Annotated in this window: 19 protein-coding genes, 1 tRNA gene, 1 pseudogene and 1 riboswitch; of the genes and pseudogenes, 16 read left to right on the forward strand and 5 right to left on the reverse strand. The window is 66.2% G+C overall.

What is annotated here, in order from left to right:
* Positions 1–8: 8 nt before the first annotated feature.
* The 3 genes from ACVILI_RS22895 to ACVILI_RS22905 are packed head-to-tail and all read right to left on the reverse strand — an operon-like array spanning position 9 to position 1,556.
* The gene (locus ACVILI_RS22895) at positions 9–614 is read right to left on the reverse strand and encodes an NADH-quinone oxidoreductase subunit C (protein WP_019858942.1); all 606 of its coding nucleotides are present in this window, start codon (positions 612–614) and stop codon (positions 9–11) included.
* 4 nt (positions 615–618) lie between these two features.
* On the reverse strand, positions 619–1,200 hold the full coding sequence (locus tag ACVILI_RS22900; RefSeq protein ID WP_015317338.1) for a NuoB/complex I 20 kDa subunit family protein: 582 nt from the start codon (positions 1,198–1,200) through the stop codon (positions 619–621).
* Positions 1,191–1,556: an NADH-quinone oxidoreductase subunit A gene (locus ACVILI_RS22905; RefSeq protein WP_010910112.1), complete on the reverse strand. Its 366-nt coding sequence runs from the start codon at positions 1,554–1,556 to the stop codon at positions 1,191–1,193. The genes ACVILI_RS22900 and ACVILI_RS22905 overlap by 10 nt, the downstream gene beginning before the upstream one ends.
* A 332-nt stretch (positions 1,557–1,888) precedes the next feature.
* Between ACVILI_RS22905 and ACVILI_RS22910 the strand changes: the two genes are divergently transcribed.
* From ACVILI_RS22910 to ACVILI_RS22945, 8 genes and pseudogenes are all read left to right on the forward strand, one after another.
* A complete protein-coding gene (locus tag ACVILI_RS22910) occupies positions 1,889–3,088 on the forward strand; it encodes a winged helix-turn-helix domain-containing protein (RefSeq protein WP_038647504.1) in 1,200 nt (399 codons plus the stop codon).
* 29 nt (positions 3,089–3,117) lie between these two features.
* Positions 3,118–3,322: riboswitch (cobalamin riboswitch) on the forward strand.
* Between the two features lie 39 nt (positions 3,323–3,361).
* The gene (locus ACVILI_RS22915; protein ID WP_038647506.1) at positions 3,362–3,790 is read left to right on the forward strand and encodes a DUF1636 family protein; all 429 of its coding nucleotides are present in this window, start codon (positions 3,362–3,364) and stop codon (positions 3,788–3,790) included.
* Positions 3,791–3,792: 2 nt separating this feature from the next.
* Positions 3,793–4,830, forward strand: a complete 1,038-nt coding sequence (gene cobW, locus ACVILI_RS22920; protein WP_038647508.1) for a cobalamin biosynthesis protein CobW — start codon at positions 3,793–3,795, stop codon at positions 4,828–4,830.
* 18 nt (positions 4,831–4,848) lie between these two features.
* Positions 4,849–8,371 (forward strand): annotated as a pseudogene (cobN, locus tag ACVILI_RS22925) (cobaltochelatase subunit CobN).
* The gene (gene cobG / locus ACVILI_RS22930; protein WP_038647512.1) at positions 8,368–9,726 is read left to right on the forward strand and encodes a precorrin-3B synthase; all 1,359 of its coding nucleotides are present in this window, start codon (positions 8,368–8,370) and stop codon (positions 9,724–9,726) included. Before cobN ends, cobG begins: the two are co-directional and overlap by 4 nt.
* 2 nt (positions 9,727–9,728) lie before the next feature.
* A complete protein-coding gene (locus ACVILI_RS22935) occupies positions 9,729–10,361 on the forward strand; it encodes a precorrin-8X methylmutase (RefSeq protein WP_038647514.1) in 633 nt (210 codons plus the stop codon).
* Positions 10,358–11,116 carry a precorrin-2 C(20)-methyltransferase gene (locus ACVILI_RS22940; RefSeq protein ID WP_038647516.1) on the forward strand — a complete coding sequence of 253 codons (759 nt, stop codon included), beginning with the start codon at positions 10,358–10,360 and terminating at the stop codon, positions 11,114–11,116. Before ACVILI_RS22935 ends, ACVILI_RS22940 begins: the two co-directional genes overlap by 4 nt.
* Complete coding sequence (locus tag ACVILI_RS22945; RefSeq protein WP_038647518.1) at positions 11,113–11,877, forward strand: precorrin-3B C(17)-methyltransferase; 765 nt, start codon at positions 11,113–11,115, stop codon at positions 11,875–11,877. Before ACVILI_RS22940 ends, ACVILI_RS22945 begins: the two co-directional genes overlap by 4 nt.
* On the opposite strand, the gene ACVILI_RS22950 is transcribed toward ACVILI_RS22945, so the two are convergent.
* Positions 11,841–12,602: a cobalt-precorrin-6A reductase gene (locus tag ACVILI_RS22950; RefSeq protein ID WP_038652893.1), complete on the reverse strand. Its 762-nt coding sequence runs from the start codon at positions 12,600–12,602 to the stop codon at positions 11,841–11,843. The two genes, ACVILI_RS22945 and ACVILI_RS22950, sit on opposite strands and share 37 nt — an antisense overlap.
* Position 12,603: 1 nt before the next feature.
* Between ACVILI_RS22950 and ACVILI_RS22955 the strand changes: the two genes are divergently transcribed.
* The 8 genes from ACVILI_RS22955 (at position 12,604) to ACVILI_RS22990 (ending at position 19,164) form a co-directional block, all read left to right on the forward strand.
* Positions 12,604–13,839, forward strand: coding sequence for a bifunctional cobalt-precorrin-7 (C(5))-methyltransferase/cobalt-precorrin-6B (C(15))-methyltransferase (locus ACVILI_RS22955; protein ID WP_038647519.1), 1,236 nt, complete (start codon positions 12,604–12,606; stop codon positions 13,837–13,839).
* On the forward strand, positions 13,836–14,222 hold the full coding sequence (locus ACVILI_RS22960; protein ID WP_019858957.1) for a cobalamin biosynthesis protein: 387 nt from the start codon (positions 13,836–13,838) through the stop codon (positions 14,220–14,222). The genes ACVILI_RS22955 and ACVILI_RS22960 overlap by 4 nt, the downstream gene beginning before the upstream one ends.
* The gene (gene cobM / locus ACVILI_RS22965) at positions 14,219–14,983 is read left to right on the forward strand and encodes a precorrin-4 C(11)-methyltransferase (RefSeq protein WP_038647521.1); all 765 of its coding nucleotides are present in this window, start codon (positions 14,219–14,221) and stop codon (positions 14,981–14,983) included. Before ACVILI_RS22960 ends, cobM begins: the two co-directional genes overlap by 4 nt.
* Positions 14,980–15,798 (forward strand): uroporphyrinogen-III C-methyltransferase, encoded by an 819-nt coding sequence (gene cobA / locus ACVILI_RS22970; RefSeq protein ID WP_038647523.1) that lies wholly within the window; start codon positions 14,980–14,982, stop codon positions 15,796–15,798. The genes cobM and cobA overlap by 4 nt, the downstream gene beginning before the upstream one ends.
* Positions 15,795–17,114 (forward strand): cobyrinate a,c-diamide synthase, encoded by a 1,320-nt coding sequence (locus tag ACVILI_RS22975; RefSeq protein WP_038647525.1) that lies wholly within the window; start codon positions 15,795–15,797, stop codon positions 17,112–17,114. The genes cobA and ACVILI_RS22975 overlap by 4 nt, the downstream gene beginning before the upstream one ends.
* Entirely contained in the window at positions 17,111–17,890 is a 780-nt protein-coding gene (gene cobS, locus ACVILI_RS22980; protein ID WP_038647527.1) for an adenosylcobinamide-GDP ribazoletransferase, read from the forward strand. Before ACVILI_RS22975 ends, cobS begins: the two co-directional genes overlap by 4 nt.
* 29 nt (positions 17,891–17,919) lie before the next feature.
* Positions 17,920–18,930 carry a nicotinate-nucleotide--dimethylbenzimidazole phosphoribosyltransferase gene (gene cobT, locus ACVILI_RS22985; RefSeq protein ID WP_038647529.1) on the forward strand — a complete coding sequence of 337 codons (1,011 nt, stop codon included), beginning with the start codon at positions 17,920–17,922 and terminating at the stop codon, positions 18,928–18,930.
* 93 nt (positions 18,931–19,023) lie between these two features.
* On the forward strand, positions 19,024–19,164 hold the full coding sequence (locus tag ACVILI_RS22990) for a hypothetical protein (RefSeq protein WP_155249110.1): 141 nt from the start codon (positions 19,024–19,026) through the stop codon (positions 19,162–19,164).
* A gap of 172 nt (positions 19,165–19,336) precedes the next feature.
* On the opposite strand, the gene ACVILI_RS22995 is transcribed toward ACVILI_RS22990, so the two are convergent.
* Positions 19,337–19,412: transfer RNA gene (locus tag ACVILI_RS22995), tRNA-Lys, on the reverse strand.
* Positions 19,413–19,438: the final 26 nt, after the last annotated feature.

A 19,438-nucleotide genomic window follows, 5' to 3' on the forward strand; every position in this document is an offset into this window, starting at 1 on the left:
CTGGCGCCTCAATTCGTCTTGGCTTTTTCGTCCCCGGGCAGCACGTAGTCGGTGCCTTCCCAAGGGGAAAGAAAATCAAAATTGCGGAATTCCTGCTTGAGCTCGACCGGCTCGTAGATGACGCGCTTGGCTTCGTCGTCGTAGCGCACTTCGACGAAGCCTGTCAGCGGGAAATCCTTGCGCAGCGGATGGCCTTCGAAACCGTAGTCGGTCAGCAGGCGGCGCAGGTCGGGATGGCCCGAGAACAGCACGCCATAGAGATCGTAGGTCTCGCGCTCGAACCAGTCGGCGCCGGGGAAAACCCCGGTGATCGACGGCACCATCGTCTCCTCGTCGGCCTGCACCTTGACGCGAATGCGCACATTCTGTTTCGGCGACAGCAGGTGATAGACGACGTCGAAGCGCTTGGCCCGCGACGGATAGTCGGCGCCGCAGACATCGATGATCGAGATGAACTGGCAGCGCGCATCGTCGCGCAGGAAAGTCACGACTTCGATGAGGTCGCGCGGCTCGACATGAATGGTGAGCTCGCCATAGGCAATGTCAGCGCCATTGACGCGACCGATCAGCCTTTCGCCGAGATAGGTCGACAGTTCGCTAAGGGATGCGGCCATGGATTTACCGTTCGATCGTGCCGGTGCGGCGGATTTTCTTCTGCAGGAGAAGAATGCCGTAGAGCAAAGCTTCGGCGCTCGGCGGGCAGCCGGGCACATAGATGTCGACCGGCACGACGCGGTCGCAGCCGCGTACCACCGAATAGGAATAGTGGTAGTAGCCGCCGCCATTGGCGCAGGAGCCCATCGAGATGACGTAGCGCGGCTCCGGCATCTGGTCGTAGACCTTGCGCAGCGCCGGCGCCATCTTGTTGGTCAGCGTGCCGGCGACGATCATGATGTCGGACTGGCGCGGTGACGCACGCGGCGCGACGCCGAAGCGCTCCGAGTCGTAGCGCGGCATCGAGGTGTGGATCATCTCGACGGCGCAGCATGCCAGACCGAAGGTCATGAACATCAGCGAGCCCGAGCGCGCCCAGGTGATCAGCGCCTCGGTCGAGGTGACCAGAAAACCCTTGTCGGCAAGCTCATTGTTGATTTCGAGGAAGAAGGGATCGTCCTCCCCCACCGGCCGGCCGGTGTTGGGATCGATGATGCCCTTCGGCTTCGGCGCGACGAGGGTGCCTGAACTGTCGTTCAATCCCATTCCAGCGCTCCTTTTTTCCATTCATAGGCAAAGCCGATGGTCAGCACTGCCAAAAACACCATCATCGACCAGAAACCCAGCATGCCGATCTTCGAGAAGGACACCGCCCAGGGAAAAAGGAAGGCCACTTCCAGGTCGAAGATGATGAACAGGATCGACACCAGGTAGAAGCGGATGTCGAATTTCATGCGGGCATCGTCGAACGAGTTGAAACCGCACTCGTAGGCGGAAAGCTTTTCGGGATCGGGATTGCGGTAGGCCACAAGGAACGGTGCGGCCAGCAGCGCCAGGCCGACGACCAGCGCCACGCCGATGAACAGGACGATGGGCAGGTACGAACTGAGAAGTGCGTTCATGCAGCGGCTTTCCGTTGGCGCCAATCCACTTTGATTACAGCACCGGACCTTAATGCGGAAGCGTGACAGATTAACCGCTGAACCGTTTTAAGGGGCCTATGCTGCAACGCGGCGAGGGTTAGCGCAGCACTTCCAGCGAAGCAAGTCAAACCTTGTTCAAAACGCCGACCTGGACGGCATATCCGGAGAAACTGGTCCGATCCGCTCCTGTTTGATTTCCTTCGTTTTTTACTCCACTTTTCTCTCCTGACAGGGTTGCCGCTAAAACCCTGCTAGCATGGGCTGGAATCACCCGTCAGACCCACAGCAGAAGCGCCCAGAGTGATACCTGCATGAAGGAAAAAATCTCGCTTGCCATAGCCCGGCGCATCGCGCTCGCCGCACAGGGGTTTCTCGATCCCCGCCCAAATGGCACACCCGACCGCCGCCACTTCGCCCGCGTGCTCTCCCGCACCGGCCTGCTGCAGATCGATTCCGTCAGCGCGGTGGTGCGCGCGCATTATATGCCGCTTTATTCCCGCCTTGGCCCCTATCCCTTGACCTTGCTCGACAATGCCGCCGTGACGCGCAAGCGCACCGTCTTCGAATACTGGGCGCATGAGGCTTCCTTCCTGCCGGTCGAGACTTACCCGCTGATGCGCTGGCGCATGCAGCGCGCCGAGCAGGGCGACGAGATGTATCTGGGCCTGGCCAAATGGGGCCGCGAGCACGCCGCCTATATAGAAGAGATCTACCGCGAGGTCGCCGCGCGCGGCCCGATCGCCGCTTCGGCGCTGGAAGGTCAGAAAGGTTCGGGCGGCTGGTGGGGCTGGAGCCATGCCAAGCATGCCTTCGAATGGCTGTTCTGGGCCGGGCGCATCACCACGGCGCACCGCCGCGGCTTCGAGCGCTACTATGATTTGCCCGAGCGCGTGCTGCCGCAGGCGATCCTCGACCTGCCCGTGCCGCCAGCCGAGGACGCGCACCGCGAATTGCTGCGCATTTCCGCCCGCGCCCATGGCGTGGCGACATCAGGCGACCTGCGCGACTACTTTCGGCTATCGCCGGCCGACATGAAAGGCCGGCTGGAGGAACTGGTCGAGCTGGGCGAATTGCTGCCGGTGCGTGTCGAGGGCTGGGACAAGCCGGCCTACCTTCATAAGGACGCCCGCCTGCCCCGGAAAATCGAGGCCCGCGCACTGTTGGCGCCGTTCGACCCGGTCGTCTTCGAGCGCTCGCGCTCGGAGCGGCTGTTCGATTTCCACTACCGCATCGAGATCTACACGCCGGCTGAGAAGCGCCAATACGGCTATTACGTCCTGCCCTTCCTGCTCGGCGACCGGATCGTCGCCCGCGTCGACCTCAAGGCTGACCGGCCGGCCAGCGTCCTGCGCACCCACGCCGCCTACGCCGAACCCGGCGCGCCACCTGAAACCGCCGCGCAACTCTTCGAGGAACTGCAGCAGATGCAGGGCTGGCTTGGCCTTCAACGCATCGAAGTGACACCCGCCGGCGATCTGGGTCCGGCGCTCGCCGACATCGCCATGTCGTAGCCGCGCGTTGACACCGCTGCCTGCAAAAGCCTAAATCCGCTCCAGACGGTCCCTTGCCCGCAACGGCAGGGGCTAAGAGGGAATGCGGTGCGGGATTTCGATCTCAAATCCGCGGCTGTCCCCGCAACTGTAAGCGAAGAGCCAAGGCCGAAAGCCACTGGGACGTTCCCGGGAAGGCGGCACCCAAGGCGATGACCCGCGAGCCAGGAGACCTGCCGTCTGCGACAAAAGAATCCGATCGCCCGGCGGGTTTCCGGGCAAGGAGCCCGGTTTTTGGACCAGAACAGCAGTTTTTCGGCTGGCACAGCGGACAATTCGTCCGCCGACGGCGATGCCTTGGCCGGCGTCACCGTCATCGTCTGCGCCTCCTGCCGCGACGAGACCGGCTCCGACGCCCATCCCCGCGCCGGCGAACTGCTAGCCGAAGACACGCGCCAAGCCGCTGCAGGCGATGACATCCGCATCCGCACGGTCGAGTGCCTCGGCAATTGCAAGCGCCGGCTGAGCGCCGCGATCCTGCGCGACGGCTGCTGGAGCTATGTCTTCGGCGACCTGACCGCGACCAGCGGCGCCGACCTCGTCACCGGCGCCAAAATCTTCGCCGCCTCGACCGACGGCCTCATTCCATGGCGCGGTCGGCCCGATTCCCTCAAGCGCGGCCTCGTTGCCCGCATTCCTCCCCTCAACCTGCTGAAGGATTGATCATGAGCGCTTCCGTCACCCGCGTCCCCTGCACCGTCGTCACCGGCTTCCTTGGTGCCGGCAAGACGACGCTGGTCCGCCATCTCCTGGAAAACGCCAGCGGCAAGCGCATTGCCATCATCGTCAACGAGTTCGGCGACATCGGCATCGACGGCGAGATTCTGAAGGGCTGCGGCATCGACACCTGCCCGGAGGAAAACATCGTCGAACTGGCCAATGGCTGCATCTGCTGCACCGTGGCCGACGATTTCGTGCCGGCGCTCGACCAGATCCTGTCGCTCAACCCCAAGGTCGATCACATCCTGATCGAGACCTCGGGCCTGGCCCTGCCCAAGCCGCTGGTCCAGGCATTCCAGTGGCCGACGGTGAAGAGCCGCGTCACCGTCGATGGCGTCATCGCCGTGGTCGACGGTCCCGCACTGGCCGAAGGCCGGGTCGCCAACGACATGGACGCCTTGCAGGCGCAGCGCGCGCAAGATGATAGCCTCGACCATGACGACCCGGTCGAGGAACTGTTCGAGGACCAGATCGCCTGCGCCGACCTGATCATCCTGTCGAAAAGCGATCTTATGGACGCCGCCGGTTCGGCCCGCGCCAACGCCATCATCGGCGAACACTCCGCCCGTGCCGTGAAGATCGTGCCGACCTCGCATGGCAAGGTCGATCCCTCCGTGCTGCTCGGGCTCGGTCTCGCCGTCGAGGACGACATCGAGAACCGCAAATCCCATCATGACGGCGCCTTCGACCACGAGCATGACGACTTCGACACCTTCATCGTCGACATTCCCTCGATCGCCAATCCGGATGAGCTGGCACAACGCGTCGCCGCCGCCGCCGAACAGGAAAACGTGCTGCGCGTGAAAGGCTTCGTCGAGGTCGGCGGCAAGCCGATGCGGCTCTTGCTGCAGGCCGTCGGCCCGCGCGTCAATCATTACTATGACCGCGCCTGGACCGCCGAGGACGACCGCCGTTCGCGCCTGGTCGTCATCGGCCTCAAGGGGCTGAACCGCCCGGCAATCGAGCGTATACTCGCCGGCTGATTTCAGACACGGGCCGCGATGCATATCCTCACCACGACCTCCGCCTCGCTCGACGATCTCGCCGAGCCGGTCGATCTGCGGCAGACGCCGGCGGATATCGTGGGCCTGTCCTTCACCGACAGCGACCTCGCCGGACTGGCGGCCGCCTGGAAGGCGGATGCCGGCCGTTTGCCCTCGATGCGGCTGGCGGCGCTTCGCGACCTGCGCCACCCTATGTCCGTCGACCTCTGGGTCGACAGCGTCGCCCGCCACGCCAAGATCATCCTGGTACGCATCCTCGGCGGCTACGACTGGTGGCGCTACGGCTGCGACCAGCTGGCCTCGACCGCTCGGGAACGCGGCATAAAACTGGCGCTGCTGCCCGGTGAAAGCCATGACGAGGATATCAGGCTGATCGAAGCCTCGACGCTGCCGCGCTGGGAATTGGACGCCCTGCTCGGCTATTTCCGCGAGGGCGGCCCGGCCAATATGGGCGCGCTGGTGCAGCGGCTGGCCAGGCTGGCTGGGCAGGACGCGGCCGTTGTTGAGCCGGTGGCGGTGCCGAAGGCCGGCTACTACGAGCCAGGCCGCGGCGTCGTCCCCCTCGCCCTTGAGGGAGAGGGAAAGGTCGTGCCCATTCTCTTCTACCGCTCGATGCTGCTGGCCGCCGACGTCGCACCCATCGACGCCCTTTTCGACGCGCTGCGGCAGCGCGGCATGACGCCTGTCCCCATCTTCGTCTCCGGCCTCAAAGACCCGACATCCCTGGCCTTCGCGGAAACCGCCATCGCCAAGCTCAGACCCGTTGCCATCATCGCCGCGACCGCCTTCGCTTCCGGCGCCGAACCCGGCGTTGAAACCCTGTTCGACCGCGCCGGCGTGCCCGTTTTCCAGGTCATCGTCGCCACCACCCGCCGCGACATCTGGGAGAATAACCAGCGTGGCCTGGCGCCCGCCGACCTCGCCATGCATGTCGTGCTGCCAGAACTGGACGGCCGCATCCTCGCCGGCGCGATTTCCTTCAAGGGTGAAAGCGATGTCGATCCCGCGCTTGGCCACCGCGCCTTCGCCAACCGGTCGGAACCGGATCGCGTCGCGCAGGTCGCTGACCGCGTGGCAGCCTTCATTCGCCTGCAGGAGACGCCCCGCGCGACGCGCAAGCTCGCCATCCTGATCCCGGGACTATCCCAGCGCGCCTGGCCGTACCGGCTATGCCGTCGGCCTCGACGTGCCGTCGAGCGTGCTGGCGATGCTGCATGACCTGAAGGAACAGGGCTACGGGGTTGAAGGGATCCCGCAATCGCCTCGGGAATTGCTGGATTTGCTGGAGCGGGGCGATGGTGGGTTGGGATTGGATGAGTATCTCGACCTTTCACGAGACCTGCCTGTCGAGGCAATGACTGCTGTTGAGGCGGCGTGGGGGAAAGCGGAAGACAAGACAGGTTTGCGCGAGGCACCCCCCTCTGTCCTGCCGGATATCTCCCCCGCAAGGGGGGAGATTGGCAGTTTCAGCGCTAAGGCCACTCTTGCAACGTCGGAGATTGGCGAGGGCAGAGATGACAGCGTAATCTCCCCCCCTGCGGGGGAGATGTCCGGCAGGACAGAGGGGGGTGTTCAAGCGCCGACCTCGCTGCACTTCCCCTTCCGCGCCACGACCTTCGGCAACATCACCGTCGCCCTCGCCCCCGACCGCGGCCGCTCGGCCGACCGCCGCGCCGACTACCACGACCCGACACTCCCGCCACGCCACGCCCTGCTCGCCTTCGGCCTCTGGCTGCGCAAATCTCTCGGCGTCCACGCCCTGATCCATGTCGGCGCCCACGGCACGCTGGAATGGCTGCCGGGCAAGACTGTCGCGCTGTCGAAGGCCTGCTTCCCCGAGATCGTCACCGGCGCCATGCCCGTCATCTATCCCTTCATCGTCTCCAATCCCGGCGAGGCAGCACAAGCCAAGCGGCGCATCGCCGCCGTCACCCTCGGTCATCTGCCACCGCCGCTGGCCGGTGCGGGACTTGACGAAGATCAGCACAAACTCGAGCGCCTAGTCGATGAATACGCCCAGGCCGACGGCCTCGACCGCCGCCGCCGCGACCGCCTGGCAAAACTGATCGTCGACACCGCGCAGAAAACTGGCCTCGCCGCCGAAGCCGGTGTCGCCAGGACCGACGCGCCCGACGAAGCGCTGCGCCGCATCGATGCCTGGCTCTGTGACCTCAAGGATTTCGCCATCAAGGATGGCCTGCATATCTATGGCCGCGCGGCTGACGACGAGCCCGACGCTATGCGCCGCCAAAGTGCCGAGGCTGAAAGGTCGGCGCTGCTTGCCGCGCTCGATGGCCGCCACGTCAAGGCCGGCCCGGCCGGCGCGCCGGCGCGCGGACGTTCCGACGTGCTGCCCACCGGCCGCAATTTGTTCACGTCGGATCCACGCACCATGCCGACGCCGACCGCCTATGATCTGGGCAAGGCGGCGGCGGAAGGAGTCGTGCGCGGCTATCTGCAATCGCATGGCGACTGGCCGCGTTCGCTGGTCATCGATCTCTGGGGCTCGGCCTCATTGCGCACCGGCGGCGAGGAGATCGCGCAAGGCCTGGCGCTGATGGGCTGCCGGCCGCAATGGGATGCCGCCACCGGCCGCATCACCGGCATCGAAGTGCTGCCGCCGGCGACGCTCGGCCGCCCGCGCGTCGACGTCACCTGGCGCATATCGGGCCTGTTCCGCGACATGTTCCCGACCCAGATCGCGTTGATCGACGCCGCCGCCAACGCCGTTGCCGCCCGCGATGAAGAAGATTCGGAAAACCCGCTCGCGGCCCGGACCCGCGCCGATGGCAAGATCAGCCCGCGCATTTTCGGCACCTCACCCGGCACCTATGGCGCCGGCGTCGAGAATCTCCTGTCGAGCGGCGACTGGGGCGCGCGTGAAGAGATCGGCCGTGCCTATCTCGACGCCACCTCGCACGCCTATGGCGGCGAAGGCGGCGAAGGCGTCTCCGCGCCCGGCGCCTTCGAAACCCGCATCGCCGAGGCCGATCTTCTGGTCCACACCGGCGACGACCCCGGCCGCGACATTCTCGAAGGCTCCGCCGACGTCGCCTTCATCGGCGGCTTTTCAGCCGCGCTTGCGGCGCTTGGCCGGAATGCCGACGTCATCGTGCTCGATACGACGGACCCGCAAATGCCGAAGCCGCGCTCGATCAGTGAGGCCGTATCGCGCGTGGTGCGCGCCCGCGCTGTCAATGCCCGCTTCATCTCAGGCCAGATGCGGCACGGCCCACGCGGCGCCTCTGAATTCGCCGAGACGGTCGACCGGCTGGTCGGCTTCGCCGAAACCACGCATGCCATATCGGGCGCGCTGATCGAGGCCGTGCACGACGCCTATGTCGGCAACGCGGATGTTCGCGCCTTTATCCTTCGGGAAAACCCGGCGGCGGCGAAAGTCATTGCCGAGCGTTTCCTGTCGGCGCGCCGGCGCGGCCTCTGGCATCCCTTGCGCAATTCCATCGACGACGATCTCGCCGCGCTGATTGCAGAGGCCGAGGCGCTGGGAGTGGCGGCATGAACGCCTTCTCACGTCGCGGCGCCTGCCCGGCCCTGTCGGCGCCGATGCAGACCGGCGATGGACTGCTGGTGCGGCTCAACCCGGTTGCTGGAGCGTTTTCGCCGAAGCTGTTGATCGGTCTGGCCGAATCCGCCCTGCGGCATGGCAACGGCATCATGGAAGTGACAGCGCGCGGCAGCCTGCAGATTCGCGGGTTGACGGCGGATAGCGCTGCGCTGCTGACGGCGGAGGTCGACGCGCTGGGCATTGCGGTGCGCACCGGCGTGCCGATCGAGACGGGGCCGCTGGCGGGCATCGATCCGCAGGAGGTTGCCGATCCACGACCACTGGCTGAGCGGGTCAGGGTGGCGGTTGACGAGGCCGGGCTGACGCCAAGGCTCGGGCCGAAGGTGTCTGTCGTGGTGGATGGCGGCGGGCAACTGACGATGGATGCGGTGACGACCGATGTGCGGCTGAAGGCGGTACGGGCCGACAACGGCATCGTTTGGAGCGTATCGGTTGCCGGCGATGGCCAAAACGCGAAGGTGCTGGCAACGGTCGATGCGGATGCCGCCAGAGACATAGCCGTGGCTGCACTCAGGATGGTCGCTGAAAAAGGCCGTGAGGCGCATGCGCGGGACTTGTCGGAGCGGCAGTTGGTGTCTCTAGCAGGTTGGCTATCCTTGACAGGTTTGCGCGAGGCGTCCGGCAGGACAGAGGGGGGCGCCTCGCGCAAACCTATCGGCCCTTTTCCCTTAGCCGGCGACACTTTCACCCTCGGCATTGCCCTCCCCTACGGCAGCATGCCGGCGGATAAAATCATCGACCTTGCGCAAAGCGCCGTGACCCTCGGCACCACCGAAATCCGCCTCGCCCCAGGCCGCGCTCTGCTCTTCCTTGGCCAGCCGACGGACACCAACCAACCCCTCCAGACTATCGCCGCCACCCTCGGCTTCGTCACCTCCGCCGCCGACCCGCGCACCCTCATCGCCGCCTGCCCCGGCACGCCGGCTTGCGCCTCCGGCCGCATCGCCACCCGCGACATCGCCGAGACGATCGCCACGGAAAACGCCGACATCCTTGACTTCACCCTGCACATTTCCGGCTGCGCCAAGGGCTGCGCGCATCCCGGCCCGGCGGCGCTCACAATCGTCGGCGGCGAAAATGGAGCCGGACTTGTCGTGAACGCGACGGCAAAGGCTCTTCCTGCCGGCTACAGGCCGGGCTATGACGCCGCGCGCGGCTTCAGTCGCGTCGCTGCGCTGATCCGCAGCGCACGATTCCAGGGCGAGACCGCCGCCGCCTGCCTGACAAGGCTCGGGCCGGCGGCAATCGCCGAGACTTACCGACAGGCCCAAACTAAAAAACGGAAATGAGCATGGCCGCCTACGACTACATCCACGACGGCACAGCGATCTACGAGCGCTCCTTCGCCATTATCCGTGCCGAGGCCGACCTGTCGCGCTTTTCCGACGCCGAGGCCGATGTGGCGACCCGCATGATCCATGCCTGCGGCCAGGTCGAAGCATCAAGCCATTTCGTCTTTTCGCCCGACTTCGTCTCCGCCGCGCGCAAGGCTCTTGCCGCCGGCGCGCCGATCTTCTGCGACGCGGAGATGGTCTCCCATGGCGTCACCCGCGCCAGGCTACCGGCCGGCAACGAGGTGATCTGCACGCTGCGCGACTCGCGCACGCACGACATCGCCAGGGAGATCGGCAACACCCGCTCGGCCGCCGCCATCGACCTGTGGGGCGAACGCATGGCCGGTTCGGTCGTCGCCATCGGCAATGCGCCGACCGCACTCTTCTACCTCCTGGAAAAATTGCGCGACGGCGCACCGAAGCCGGCGGCCATCATCGGCATGCCGGTCGGCTTCGTCGGTGCGGCCGAATCGAAGGATGCGCTGGCCGAGAATTCCTATGGCGTGCCCTATGCCATCGTGCGCGGCAGGCTCGGCGGCAGCGCCATGACCGCCGCCGCGCTCAATTCCCTGGCGAGGCCGGGCCTGTGAACGCGCTTGCAAAAGGCCGCCTTGTCGGCGTGGGCACAGGTCCCGGCGACCCCGAACTGTTGACTCTGAAGGCCGCGCGGGCCTTGGCCGAGGCCGATGTCGTCGCCTATTTCGCCAAGCGCGGCAACAACAGCAACGCGCGCGCCATCGTCGAGGCGCGCTTTCGGCCGGACATGCTGGAATTGCCGCTGCTCTATCCGGTCACCACGGAGATCGACAAGGATCACGACGACTACCGCTCGCAGATTACCGGTTTCTACGAGGAGTCGGCGCAAAAGGTCGCCGAACATCTCGAAGCCGGCAGGATGGTTGCCGTCCTGTCCGAGGGCGACCCGCTGTTCTACGGCTCCTACATGCATCTGCATGTGCGCCTCGCCCATCGTTTCCCGACCGAGGTCATCCCCGGCGTCACCGCAATGTCCGGCTGCTGGTCGCAGACCGGTGTGCCGATCGTCCAGGGCGACGATGTGCTGACCGTGCTGCCCGGCACGATGAGCGAGTTCGAACTGACGCGCCGGCTGGCCGACACCGATGCCGCCGTCATCATGAAGGTCGGCCGCAATCTGCCCAAGATCAGGCGGGCGCTGGAGGCCGCCGGCAAGCTGACGCGCGCCGTCTATGTCGAGCGCTGCACCATGGCCGGCAGCGTCTCGATGAAGCTCGCCGACAAACAGGACGACAAGGCCCCCTACTTCGCCATTGTACTGGTCGCCGGCTGGTCAGGCCGGCCCGGCGCGCTGGGAGCGCAGGCATGAGCGGCCGTCTCACTGTCATCGGCCTCGGGCCTGGCAATACCGACCAGGTCACCCCGGAAGCCAGCCGTGCCGTGGCCGAGGCGAAATTCTTCTATGGCTACAAACCCTATCTCGACCGGCTGCATCTGCGCCCCGACCAGACCCGTGTCGCGTCCGACAACCGCGAGGAACTCGCCCGCTCCAAGGATGCCTTGATCAAGGCCGCCGAGGGCCATGACGTCGCCGTGGTTTCCGGCGGCGATCCCGGAGTCTTCGCCATGGCGGCCGCCGTCTGCGAGGCGATCGAGGCCGGGCCGGCCGAATGGCGCGCGGTCGATGTCGCCGTCGTGCCCGGCATCACGGCCATGCTTGCCGTTGCCGCCCGCATCGGCGCGCCGCTCGGCCATGATTTCTGCGCCATCTCGCTTTCCGACAATCTGAAACCCTGGGAGCTGATCGAACTGCGCCTTCTGGCAGCTGCCGGCGCTGGCTTCGTCATTGCGCTCTACAACCCGATCAGCAAGGCGCGCCCCTGGCAGCTCGGCCGCGCCTTCGAATGCCTGACCGCGATCCTGCCCGGCACCACGCCTGTCATTTTCGGCCGCGCCGCCGGCCGTCCGGACGAGCGCATCGAAGTTTATCTGCTGGCTGACGTCGACGCGCAAAAGGCCGACATGGCGACCTGCATCATCATCGGCTCGCCGGAAACCCGCATCATAAAGCGCGGCGACAAACCGGCGCTGGTCTACACGCCTCGTTCTGCAGCAGGCTCGACAAAATGATCGACCATTGCGGCGAGCTCATCGACGGTTTCAGCCGAAGGCACGTCCGGCAGATCAGGCCTGCGGACCATGACCACGTCGATGCCAAGCGCCCGCGCCGCGGCAATCTTGCCGTAAGTGGCGGCGCCGCCGCTGTTCTTGGACACGACGACTTCGATGCGGTGCTCTTCGAGCAGCGCGCGTTCTTCCGCCTCGCCAAACGGTCCGCGAGCCAGCAGATAGCTCACATCCGGCACGGCCAGCTTCGGCTCGACGGGATCGACGCTGCGAATGAGGTAGTGATGCTGGGGGGCTGCTTCGAAAGCGGCAACCTCTTGCCGGCCAAGCGCCAGGAAGACGCGCCGCGGCGCCGGACCAGCCGTTTGCGCGGCGTCGCTTGTTGTATCGACCTCAGTCCAGCGGTCGCCATCGACCGGCTCCCAGCCCGGACGGCGCAAAGCAAGGATCGGCACGCCGGTCAGCCGCGCCGCTTGCGCGGCATTGGCGGAGATTCGCGCCGCGTAAGGATGCGTGGCGTCGATCATCAGGTCGGTGCCGGCCTCCCTGAGATAGGCCGCCAGCCCCTCGGCGCCGCCAAAGCCTCCGCTTCGCACGGGCACGCCTTGCGCGACCGGGCTTTCGGTGCGGCCGGCCAGAGACAGCGTGACCGAAGCGCGTACCGCCAGTTTGCCGGCCAGTTGCCGGGCTTCCGTGGTGCCGCCGAGGATCAGAATGCGGTGGGTCATCATGCCTGCTGAAAGTTCGCGCCGCGCCAGGCCGAAATGGCTGACGGTGATCGGCATCGGCGAGGACGGTTTAGCGGGTCTCGGCGACGAGGCCAAGCAGCGGATTGCCAAGGCCGAGATCATCTTCGGCGGCAAGCGGCATCTGGCGCTGGTCGCGTCCTTCACCAAGGGCGAGCCGCGGCCCTGGCCGGTTCCTTTCGATGCCGGCATGGCCGATGTGCTGGCGCTTGCCGGCAGGAACGTCTGTGTGCTCGCCTCCGGTGATCCTTTTTTTCACGGCGTCGGCGCCACCCTCGCCCGCAAGGTCAAGCCCCGGGAGATGCATGTCATCCCCGCGCCGTCGGCCGTTTCGCTGGCCGCCGCCCGCCTTGGCTGGGCGCTGCAGCATATCGAGATCGTCTCGCTGCATGGCCGGCCGCTCGACCTGATCCGGCCACTGCTGCAGCCCGAAGCACGCATCCTGGCGCTGACGTCGGATGCCGAAATGCCAGCTGCGATTGCCCGCTTGCTCACCGAGCTCGATTTCGGCGCCTCGCGCTTGACGGTTCTGGAAGCTCTGGGCGGTCCAAGGGAGAACCAGCGCTCAACTCGTGCCGATGCCTTCGACCTCGAAAACATCAATCCGCTCAATGTGCTGGCCATAGAAATTGATTCGGATCCGCAAGCCCGCATCCTGCCACTCACGGTTGGTCTTGCCGATCATCTGTTCGACCATGACGGCCAGATCACCAAACGCGAAATCCGCGCCGTCACCCTGTCGTCACTGGCGCCGAGGCGCGGCGAATTGCTGTGGGACATCGGCGCCGGCTCGGGCTCCATCGGCATCGAATGGATGCTCGCCCACCCCTTGATGCGCACGATCGCCATCGAAGCCGATCCGGGCCGCGCCGCCCGCATCCACCGCAACGCCGCCGCCTGTGGCGTTCCCGGCCTTGTCGTGGTGGAAGGCAGCGCACCCAAGGCGCTGGCCAGGCTGGACACGCCGGACGCGATCTTCATCGGCGGCGGCGGCAGCGATACCGGCGTGTTGAACGCTGCCACCAAGGCGCTGCGTTCCGGCGGCCGGCTCGTCGCCAATGCAGTCACGCTGGAGATGGAAGCCCTGCTTCTCGCGCAGCACACAAAGCTTGGTGGTGACCTCATCCGGATAAACATATCGCGTGCCTCGCCGGTCGGCTCGATGCAGGCCTGGCGGCCGGCCATGCCGGTCACCCAATGGAGTTGGGTGAAGCCATGATGGTAGCGGGCATCGGCAGCCGAAAAGGCGTTGGCGTTGAAGACGTGCTTGCCGCGATTGAAACCGCTCTGGAAGCGCATGGGCTGGCCATGACGGCGCTTTCCGCACTGGCCACCGCCGCACTTAAGAAGGATGAAGCAGCTATTGCCGCCGCCGGCCGCGCGTTGAACCTTCCGGTCATCATCGTCGATGACGCGGCTCTTCGGGGCGTCTCGGAGGAAACGCTGAGCCACTCCGACCTGTCGCAAGAAGTCGCCGGCACGCCCTCGGTTTCCGAGGCATCCGCCCTTGCCGTGGCCGGCGCCGGCGCAAAACTGCTTGGCCATCGCATCATGCTTGGCCCGGTCACCTGCGCCATCGCCATCAGCGGAGACGCGCCATGACCGTTCATTTCATCGGCGCCGGTCCGGGTGCCGCCGACCTCATCACGCTGCGCGGCGCCAGGCTGCTGGCAAGCTGCCCGGTCTGCCTGCATGCCGGCTCGATCGTCGCGCCAGAATTGCTGCAGCATTGCGCGCCGGGAACAAAGCTGATCGACACCGCGCCGATGTCGCTCGACGAGATCGAGGCGGCCTATGTCGAGGCCCACAAGGCAGGCCACGACGTCGCCCGCCTGCATTCCGGCGACCTGTCGGTGTGGAGCGCGGTTGCCGAACAGATCCGCCGGCTGGAAAAGCACGGCATACCCTACACGCTGACGCCAGGCGTCCCCTCCTTCGCTGCAGCCGCCGCAGCACTTCGCCGCGAGCTGACCATTCCCGAAGTCGCGCAAAGCCTGGTGCTGACCCGCGTCTCCGGCCGCGCTTCAAAAATGCCGCCCGGCGAAACGCTGGCAGGCTTCGGCCGCACCGGCGCCACGCTCGCCATTCATCTTGCCATCCACGCCATCGACCGCGTCGTCGCCGAATTGACGCCGCATTATGGCGGCGATTGTCCGGTGGCGATCGTCTTCCGCGCCTCCTGGCCGGACGAGCGGGTGCTGACCGGTACGCTGGAAACGATCGAGGCGCAGCTGGCCGCCGATCCGATGGAGCGCACCGCGATCATCTTCGTCGGCCGCTCACTGGCGGCGGAAGGTTTCGGCGAAAGTTCATTGTACGACGCCCACTATCAGCGGCGTTTTCGCGGACGGGACGGATTGTGAGCGGCAGCAGCAAAAACAACGGCGGCAACGCCACGCTCGAACAGGCGCTCGCCCGGCTGAACTTCAAGCCGCGCCCACTGGAGCCGGGCCATGTGTGGCTGGCCGGCGCCGGTCCCGGCGACCCCGGCTGCCTGACGCTGGAAGTGCTGGCGGCTTTGGCCGAGGCGGACGCGCTGGTCTACGACGCGCTGGTCTCGCCGGATGTCGTCGCCGTTGCCGCAAACGCCGAGCTGTTCTTTGCCGGCAAGCGCGGCGGCCAGCCGTCGATGAAGCAGGATGACATCACCGCTCTGCTGGTCCGGCTGGCGCGCGAAGGCCGCCGCGTTATCAGGCTCAAGGGCGGCGATCCCTATATTTTCGGTCGTGGCGGCGAAGAAGCCTTGGCGCTCGCACGCGAAACCATTCCATTCCGCGTGCTGCCGGGCCTGACATCCGGCCTGAGCGCGCTCGCCGCCACCGGCATCCCGGCCACCATGCGCGGCATCAACAAGGCGGTGATCCTGGCGACCGGCCACGCCGCCGGCACCGACGACGACATCGACTGGGCGGCGATCGCCCGCACCGGCCAGCCAGTCGTGGTCTATATGGGCATGGCCAATTTGCCTTTGATCGCGGCAGCTCTGCTCGACGGCGGGCTGGCTCCATCGACGCCGGCGGCGGTGATCGTCGCCGCCACCACGCCGCAGGAGCGGACCGTCGTCGCTACGCTCGCCACAATCGCCGAGGAAGCGGCCGCAGCAGGGCTGACCTCGCCGGCGCTGATCGTCGTCGGCGGCATCGTCGCCATGCGCGCGGCACTGACGGGGCAGGCATGACCGCCCGCGCCATCATCATCGGCGCGCCGCGCTCCGGCTCGGGCAAGACCAGCGTCACCATCGGCATCTTGCGCGCGCTCACCCGGCGCGGCCTGAAGGTGCGCGGCGCCAAATCCGGCCCCGACTATATCGACCCCGGTTTCCACACCGCCGCCACCGGCCTGTCCGGCGTCAATCTCGACAGCTGGGCCATGCCGCCGTCGCTGCTCAATGCGCTGGCCGCGCAACAGGCCGACGACACCGATTTCGTCATCCTCGAAAGCGCCATGGGCCTGTTCGACGGCATTCCGGCCGCGCCTGGGCGAACCGGTTCTGCCGCCGACCTTGCCCGGCTCTACGGCCTGCCGGTGCTGCTGGTGCTCGACGTGTCGGGCCAGTCGACCACGGCGGCCGCTGTCGCCAAGGGCTTCGCCACCTACGATCCGGATGTGCGCATGGCCGGCGTCGTGCTCAACCGGCTGGGCAGCGAACGCCATCGCAAGCTGTCAGGCGACGCCATCGAGGCGATCGGCCTGCCTGTCGTCGGCGCCATCTTGCGCGATCCCACGCTGAACCTGCCCGAACGGCATCTCGGCCTCGTCCAGGCTGGCGAGTATGATGATCTGATGGCGCATCTCGACCGGCTGGCCGACATGGCGGAGAAGTCGCTCGACCTCGATGCCGTGATGAGGCTGGCGACGCCCCTCGCTCCGGCGGCTGGCGGCTTCGCCGACGCGCTGCAGCCGCCCGGTCAACGCATCGCGCTCGCCGAGGATGCAGCCTTTACTTTCCTTTACCCGCACGTTGCCGCCTATTGGCGCAAGGCCGGCGCGGAGATCGTTCCGTTCTCGCCGCTCGCCGACGAGGCGCCCGACGACAGTTGCGACGTCTGCTGGTTGCCCGGCGGCTACCCCGAGCTTCACGCCGGCAAGCTTGCCGCTGCTGCGAATTTCCATGCCGGAATGGCGCGTTTCGGCGCGACCAGGCCCATCCATGGCGAGTGCGGCGGCTTCATGGTGCTTGGGGAAGCGCTGGAGGATGCCTCCGGCGAGACGCACGGAATGCTTGGCCTGCTCGGCCATGCCACCAGCTTCGCCAAGAGAAAGATGAATCTCGGCTATCGCGAGGCGCGGTTGCGCGCCGATTGCCCGCTGGGCGCGCAAGGCGCGCTGATCCGCGGCCATGAATTCCACTATGCGCAGATGACGGCCACCGGCAATGACGAGCCTCTGGCCGACCTTGCCGACGGCCAGGGCAATCCGATCGGCGCTTCCGGCTACCGGCGTGGTCATGTCAGCGGTACCTTCTTCCATGCGATAGCGAGGGCCAGTGCATGAAGCTCCCGAATTTGACCCTTTCGCCCCGGCAAATCCTCGACGACGTCGCGCTCTGCCTGGTCTTCTTCACCCGCCTGCCTTTGCCCGACCTCGACTTTCGCGGCCGCGGCCTTGCCGCCGCGATCTGGGCCGCACCGGTCGCCGGCCTCCTTGTCGGGCTGATCGGCGCCATCGTCTTTGCCACGGCGGAACGGTTCGGCCTTGCCATGGGGCCGGCGGCGGCACTTGCCCTCGTTGCAACCGTGATCACCACCGGCTGCCTGCACGAGGATGGACTGTCCGACGTCGCGGACGGCTTTGGTGGCGGCAAGTCGCGCGGCCGCAAACTCGACATCATGCGCGACAGCCGCATCGGCGCCTATGGTGCCATGGCGCTGGCGCTGTCGCTGCTGATCCGCTGGAACGTGCTTTCGGAACTGGTGGATCCCACCCAGGCTCTCTTTGCCCTTGTTGGCGCGCATGCGGCCTCGCGCGGCGTGCTGGGCGTCTTCATGCACCTCTTGCCGCCGGCGCGGTCTGACGGCCTCTCGGCCGGCGCCGGTACCGTCTCGCTTGAAACTGCCATCGCCGGGGCCGTGCTCGGCGCGATCCCGCTGCTCCTGCTCGGAGCCGGTGGCGCCATTGCCGCGCTCATCCTGCTTGGCCTGCTCTTTGCCGCCTTCCATGCCCTTTGCCTCAACCAGATCGGTGGCCAGACCGGCGACACGATCGGTGCCCTGCAGCAGGTCAGCGAAATCGCGGTGCTTCTCGTCGCTTCCGTAGCGCTTTCCTCTTGACCTGATTCCCTTTCGGAGACCTTGCCCCCATGCCCTTCAAATCCCTCGATGAATTGCGCGCCGCCTGCCTCGACCTGCCCGCCGGCAGCGATGCCGCGGCAAAGGCCGTTGCCAGCCGCCAGGACACGCTGACCAAGCCGCAAGGCAGCCTCGGGCGGCTGGAAACCATCGCCGCCTGGCTGGCGCGCTGGCAGGGCCGCGACATGCCCAGGCTCGACCGGGTGAAAGTCTTCGTTTTCGCCGGCAATCACGGTGTCACCGCACAGGGCGTATCGGCCTATCCCTCCGAAGTCACCGTGCAGATGGTGGCGAATTTCGCCGGCGGCGGCGCCGCCATCAACCAGCTCGCCCGCATCGCCGGCGCCGAACTCGATGTCATTCCGCTTGATCTCGAACATCCTACCGGCGACTTCACGCAAGTGCCGGCGATGGGCGAGGAAGCCTTTCTCGCCGCAGTCTCGGCCGGCTATGACGCGGTGACGAAAGACCTCGACCTGGTCTGCTTTGGCGAAATGGGCATTGGCAACACCACGCCGGCGGCCGCCATTTCGGCCGCCCTGTTCGGCGGCGGCGCGGAAAAATGGACCGGACGCGGCACCGGCGTCGACGATGCCGGCCTGAAGCGCAAGGTGGTCGCCATCGAAGCCGGGCTGAAGCGCCACGCCCCAGCTCTCGCCGATCCGCTGGGCGTTGCCGCGGCACTCGGCGGGCGCGAACTCGCCGCCATCTTCGGCGCCACGCTGGCCGCCCGTCATCTCGGCATACCCGTGCTGCTCGACGGCTTCGTCTGCACCGCTGCCGCTGCCCCGCTGGCCAGACTACATCCGACCGGCCTCTCCCACACCATCGCGGCCCATGTTTCGGCCGAATCGGGCCATCGCCGCCTGCTCGAAGCGCTCGGTCTGCCCCCCCTGCTCGATCTCGGCATGCGCCTCGGCGAAGGCTCCGGCGCTTGCCTCGCCGTCAACATCGTCCGCTCGGCGCTGGAGTGCCATGCTAGGATGGCAAGCTTTGCCGAGGCCGGGGTGTCGAAAAAGTAGTTCCAGACTCCGCCGGTTCAGTCGACCGAGCCGCTCTCGCCATGGCAGGAGCGGCATCTTCCGGTTGCGGCGATTCTCGAATAGATCTGGCGGATGAAAAAGCTTCATCCCGCAGCCGCTGCCGTGGCTATTGCCGTAGTGCTTGCACTTGTGCTTCGGCGCAGTGGATACTCCAGCTACGGCCCGATCGACAAAGCGATTTTCATTGTCTTCCTGGTTTCTTCTGGTGGCTGATCAGCGATTTTTCAGGCGGCAAAGGCGGAACTGACGCTAACGAAGCTGCAAGCGTGGAAAAGAACATTGCTTTTCGATTCGGCAGATTTCTAAGCCGCGTTTTTGGACGCGGTTAGAGACGCGCCAAACGCGTCTCGCTTTCAGGGTCTTTCCACCAAGTCTTCTAGGAATTTGGTGGGTGCGCACAGGATTGAACTGTGGACCCGCTGATTAAGAGTCAGCTGCTCTACCAACTGAGCTACGCACCCACTCGGCCGGCAAAAGCCGGCGTTGG

It is taken from the genome of Mesorhizobium sp. USDA 4775, from assembly GCF_054062655.1.

Excerpts from the sequence above, each read along its gene's own strand:
- ACVILI_RS22895 (WP_019858942.1), bottom strand. The coding sequence starts at position 614 with ATGGCCGCATCCCTTAGCGAACTGTCGACCTATCTCGGCGAAAGGCTG.
- ACVILI_RS22900 (WP_015317338.1), bottom strand. The coding sequence starts at position 1,200 with ATGGGATTGAACGACAGTTCAGGCACCCTCGTCGCGCCGAAGCCGAAG.
- ACVILI_RS22905 (WP_010910112.1), bottom strand. The coding sequence starts at position 1,556 with ATGAACGCACTTCTCAGTTCGTACCTGCCCATCGTCCTGTTCATCGGC.
- ACVILI_RS22910 (WP_038647504.1), top strand. The coding sequence starts at position 1,889 with ATGAAGGAAAAAATCTCGCTTGCCATAGCCCGGCGCATCGCGCTCGCC.
- cobW (WP_038647508.1), top strand. The coding sequence starts at position 3,793 with ATGAGCGCTTCCGTCACCCGCGTCCCCTGCACCGTCGTCACCGGCTTC.
- cobG (WP_038647512.1), top strand. The coding sequence starts at position 8,368 with ATGAACGCCTTCTCACGTCGCGGCGCCTGCCCGGCCCTGTCGGCGCCG.
- ACVILI_RS22935 (WP_038647514.1), top strand. The coding sequence starts at position 9,729 with ATGGCCGCCTACGACTACATCCACGACGGCACAGCGATCTACGAGCGC.
- ACVILI_RS22945 (WP_038647518.1), top strand. The coding sequence starts at position 11,113 with ATGAGCGGCCGTCTCACTGTCATCGGCCTCGGGCCTGGCAATACCGAC.
- ACVILI_RS22950 (WP_038652893.1), bottom strand. The coding sequence starts at position 12,602 with ATGACCCACCGCATTCTGATCCTCGGCGGCACCACGGAAGCCCGGCAA.
- ACVILI_RS22955 (WP_038647519.1), top strand. The coding sequence starts at position 12,604 with ATGCCTGCTGAAAGTTCGCGCCGCGCCAGGCCGAAATGGCTGACGGTG.
- ACVILI_RS22960 (WP_019858957.1), top strand. The coding sequence starts at position 13,836 with ATGATGGTAGCGGGCATCGGCAGCCGAAAAGGCGTTGGCGTTGAAGAC.
- cobM (WP_038647521.1), top strand. The coding sequence starts at position 14,219 with ATGACCGTTCATTTCATCGGCGCCGGTCCGGGTGCCGCCGACCTCATC.
- ACVILI_RS22975 (WP_038647525.1), top strand. The coding sequence starts at position 15,795 with ATGACCGCCCGCGCCATCATCATCGGCGCGCCGCGCTCCGGCTCGGGC.
- cobS (WP_038647527.1), top strand. The coding sequence starts at position 17,111 with ATGAAGCTCCCGAATTTGACCCTTTCGCCCCGGCAAATCCTCGACGAC.
- cobT (WP_038647529.1), top strand. The coding sequence starts at position 17,920 with ATGCCCTTCAAATCCCTCGATGAATTGCGCGCCGCCTGCCTCGACCTG.
- ACVILI_RS22990 (WP_155249110.1), top strand. The coding sequence starts at position 19,024 with ATGAAAAAGCTTCATCCCGCAGCCGCTGCCGTGGCTATTGCCGTAGTG.